The sequence below is a fragment of the Arthrobacter sp. JCM 19049 genome (assembly GCF_001310435.1).
The window spans coordinates 1-2931 of the sequence record NZ_BAXF01000273.1 but is presented as its reverse complement, the minus strand read 5'-3'; the positions used below and the strand labels follow the sequence as shown (position 1 = coordinate 2931).

The window sequence follows — 2931 nt, the reverse complement described above, 5'->3', positions numbered from 1 at the left end:
CTGCTGCACGCCTCACCGGTGCCGGTGCTGATGTCCAACCCGCGCGGGGTGGCCGCGCTGCGCCAGGCCAAGGCAGGATCTCACGGATCACCGCCTTCGTCGGGGACCTGCCCGGGGCCGGGGAGGTCATCGACCAGGCGGTGCGCAGCGCCGAACGCTGGGCATTGGGCTGCGCGTGGCCACGCTGGTGACCAGTCAGGAGCAGGCCGGGGAAGACAGCCCGGTGCTGCGCGCCACCCGCCAACAGCTCGACGAGTTGACCAGCGGGCTGGGCGAGCACGTGGAGCCGGAAGTGGTCACCGGGGCCAGCATCGATGAGGCGATCGCTCCATCGGCTGGCTGGACGGGGAACTGGCCGTCTTCGGCTCCTCCCGTCTGGCCCCGCCGCGCCGGTTGTTCCTGGGCTCCAAGGCCCAGCGCATGCTGCGCCACCTGCCCGTGCCGATGGCGGTGGTTCCACACCGCAGCGGCGGGACGGGCCGGTAGCGCCTTCCATTCCTGCCCGCGCACCCAGCTGCCCGGGATGTACACCTCAACGACGAGCAAGGAACCGTAGATGTCTAACGATGTGCAGCGGGAGCACCCGCCGGGGTCCGATAGCGGCCTGCATGAAAAGGGCCTGAGCAAGGGCACCGTGGGCGTGCTGGGCACCGTGGTGATCGGCATTTCCTGTATCGCCCCCGCCTACACGCTCACCGCCGCCCTGGGCCCGACGGTGGCCGAGGTGGGCACGAACCTGCCGGCCATCTTCCTGGCCGGGTTTTTGCCCATGCTGCTGGTGGCGCTGGGCTACCGGGAGCTGAACAATGTGATGCCCGATTCGGGCACCAGCTTCACCTGGGCCACCCGCGCGTTTGGGCCGCTGATCGGCTGGATGGGCGGCTGGGGCTGATCGCCGCGACGGTGATTGTGCTCTCCAACCTGGCGGCCGTGGCGGTGGACTTCTTCTACCTGCTCATCGCGCAGCTGACCGGGCAGGAATGGATCGCGGAGCTGACCCGCAACCTGTGGATCAACATTCCCACCACCTTGGTGTTCGTGGCGGTCGCGACCTGGATCTCCTACCGCGGGCTGAACGCCACCAAGCGTTCCAGTACGTGCTGGTGGCTTCCAGGTGGCGGTGCTGCTGTTGTTCGCGATCATGTGCTTCACCAACCCGAGCCCTTTGACCGCACGCCGATCACCCTGGAGATGTTCAACCCGGCCGCGGTGGAGTCCTTCACCGCCTTTGCAGCGGGCGTGAGCTTGTCCATCTTCATCTTCTGGGGCTGGGACGTCACCTTGACCATGAACGAGGAGACCACCGATCCGGAGAAGGTTCCGGGGCGCGCGGCCACCTTGACGGTGCTGATCATCATCGCCCTGTACATGGCCGTGTCCCTGGGCGTGATCTACTACGCCGGCATCGGAACCGAGGGCCTGGGCGCCGGCAACCCGGAGAACCAGGAATCGATCTTCGCGGTGCTCTCCGGGCCGGTGATGGGTCCGCTGGCCATCCTGATGAGCCTGGCGATCCTCTCCTCCTCCGCCGCCTCGCTGCAGTCCACCTTGGTCTCCCCGGCGCGCACCATCCTGTCCATGGGCTACTACAAGGCGCTGCCGGAGAAGTACGCGCGGATCTCCCCGCGCTTCATGTCCCCGTCGGTGGCCACCGTCACCGCGGCCGTGGCCGCGGCCGGGTTCTACGTGGTGACCCGCATCCTGTCCGAGAACGCGCTGTGGGACACCATTACCGCACTGGGCATGATGATCTGCTTCTACTACGGGCTGACCGCGCTGGCCTGCGTGTGGTACTTCCGCACCGAACTGTTCGACTCGGTGCGCAACATCCTGTTCAAGTTCCTGGCTCCGCTGATCGGCGGCGTGGTGCTGCTGGTGATGTTCGTGCGCACCTGCATCGACTCCATGGACCCCGCCTACGGTTCGGGCTCCTCGATTGGCGGAGTGGGCATGGTGTTCATCCTCGGCGTCGGCGTGCTGGCCCTGGGCGTGGTGATCATGCTGGTAATGCGCGTCAAGCACCCGGCGTTCTTCCGCGGGGAGACGATCAAGACCAAGCGCTAGCACCCCCACGCAATAGCGGCACCCGCCAGGTTGTTGCGCCGGACGGCCACCATGGCCACGGCATAACAATTGGACGGCGGGTTGCCGCTATTGTTCGTTGGGGTGGTTGAATGACTGCATGGGTAACTCAGTACTGTTCATCTGCTCGCGCAACGCCGGCAAATCCCAGATGGCCGCCGCGCTGATGGAGCACTTCTCCGACGGGAAGATCACCGCCTACTCCGCAGGGACCAACCCGGGCGGGGGCATCAACCCCGAATCGGTGCAGGTGATCGCCGAAACCGGGGCGGACATGTCCGCCGGAACACCCAAGGCCATCGACCCGCAGGTGGTGGCCACCGTGGACCGGGTGGTGATCCTGGGCAGCGAGGCGCAGCCGACGTTCGACTCCTCGGTGCGCACCGAACGCTGGATCCTTTCCGAACCCAGCGACGAGGCTACACCGGGGCCGAGCGGATGCGCCGGATCCGTGACGAGATCGCCGAGCGGGTCCGCTCGCTGAGCTACGACCTGGGGCAGTAGCATCACGGCGGTGACCGCGGCCATCCGGACGCAGCGCGCCGGCTCCTGGTGGTTCCCCGGAATTTGTCTGGTGCTCACCGGCTGGTGCGCCAACCAGTACGTCTCCCTGATCGGCTGGTACCAGCAGCACCGCGAGCTGAGCGAGGTGGCCGCGTTCCTGGTGCTGGCCAGCTACGTGGTGGGTCTGCTGCCGATGCTGGTGTTCGCCGGTTCCTGGGCGGACCGGCTGGGACGCAAGCCCTTCACCCTGCTGGCGCTGATCGCTCGATTGGGGGATCGGTGCTGCTGATGCTCGGCGCCCAGGCCGAGGTGTGGCTGCATGCCGGCCGGGTGCTGACCGGGGTG

At 67.1% G+C, this 2931-nt stretch carries 5 protein-coding genes and 1 pseudogene; all 6 read left to right on the top strand.

Annotation, left to right across the window (positions count from 1 at the left end):
* Window positions 1–191 (top strand): annotated as a pseudogene (locus JCM19049_RS20290) (hypothetical protein); the annotation flags it as partial.
* Window positions 192–393: 202 nt separating this feature from the next.
* Entirely contained in the window at window positions 394–486 is a 93-nt protein-coding gene (locus tag JCM19049_RS23495; protein WP_374700294.1) for a hypothetical protein, read from the top strand.
* A gap of 70 nt (window positions 487–556) precedes the next feature.
* Entirely contained in the window at window positions 557–892 is a 336-nt protein-coding gene (locus tag JCM19049_RS23490) for a hypothetical protein (RefSeq protein ID WP_374700293.1), read from the top strand.
* An 11-nt stretch (window positions 893–903) separates the two neighbouring features.
* Window positions 904–2064 (top strand): APC family permease, encoded by a 1161-nt coding sequence (locus tag JCM19049_RS10835; protein WP_374700292.1) that lies wholly within the window; start codon window positions 904–906, stop codon window positions 2062–2064.
* Between the two features lie 118 nt (window positions 2065–2182).
* Window positions 2183–2566 carry a low molecular weight phosphatase family protein gene (locus JCM19049_RS10830; protein ID WP_279402989.1) on the top strand — a complete coding sequence of 128 codons (384 nt, stop codon included), beginning with the start codon at window positions 2183–2185 and terminating at the stop codon, window positions 2564–2566.
* Window positions 2567–2596: 30 nt separating this feature from the next.
* The gene (locus tag JCM19049_RS10825; protein ID WP_054821597.1) at window positions 2597–2875 is read left to right on the top strand and encodes a hypothetical protein; all 279 of its coding nucleotides are present in this window, start codon (window positions 2597–2599) and stop codon (window positions 2873–2875) included.
* Window positions 2876–2931 lie beyond the last annotated feature (56 nt).

What these genes read in the sequence shown, in the direction of transcription:
- JCM19049_RS23490 (WP_374700293.1), top strand. Translation starts at nt 557, where the DNA reads ATGTCTAACGATGTGCAGCGGGAGCACCCGCCGGGGTCCGATAGCGGC.
- JCM19049_RS10830 (WP_279402989.1), top strand. Translation starts at nt 2,183, where the DNA reads ATGGGTAACTCAGTACTGTTCATCTGCTCGCGCAACGCCGGCAAATCC.